Below are 628 nucleotides of genomic sequence, written 5' to 3' on the forward strand. Positions count from 1 at the left end.
TGATTCCTGTCTTGGTTGCGCTTATGCTTCCATCTGCAAGAACATATTCACCACTTGCGTTTGTTACATAAATTGTAAAGTTCTTACCTGCTGCTCCAAAGTCATATCCTACAACTGCCTTGGCTACCGTCAGGCTTCCCTTATCCTGTGTATAAGTGTTCGTTACGGTTGCTGTTGCTGTCGCATCCTTGGTGACGGTGACATTACCTTCACCACTGACTGCTAAGCCATAGTTTGCAACTGCTGTTCCGGTTTGCTCTTCGCTTACGTTATATGTGCCTACCGGGATGTCATTGATCGTTACGTTTCCGTTTGCCGGTACGCTGATTCCTGTCTTGGTTGCGCTTATGCTTCCATCTGCAAGAACATATTCACCACTTGCGTTTGTTACGTAGATCATGAATGTCTTGCTTGCATCAAAGGTATATCCTGCAACTGCCTTGGCTACCGTTAAGCTTCCCTTATCCTGAGTATAAGTGTTCGTTACAGTTGCGGTCGCTGTCGCATCCTTAGTGACGATGACATTACCTTCACCACTTACTGTTAAGCCATAATCCTTAACCGCGGTTCCATTTGCTTCCTCACTTACTGTATAAGTTCCTACCGGAATGTCATTGATCGTTACGCT

Annotated in this window: 1 protein-coding gene; it reads right to left on the reverse strand. The window is 45.4% G+C overall.

Going from position 1 to position 628, the window contains the following annotated elements; translation table 11 throughout:
- Window positions 1–628, reverse strand: a 628-nt coding sequence (locus DW959_RS14260; protein ID WP_207664463.1) for a DUF5979 domain-containing protein, incomplete at both ends; no start/stop codon positions are given.

The sequence above is a fragment of the Clostridium sp. AM46-21 genome (assembly GCF_003480025.1).
In the GTDB taxonomy this organism is placed as follows: Bacteria; Bacillota; Clostridia; order Lachnospirales; family Lachnospiraceae; genus Coprococcus; species Coprococcus ammoniilyticus.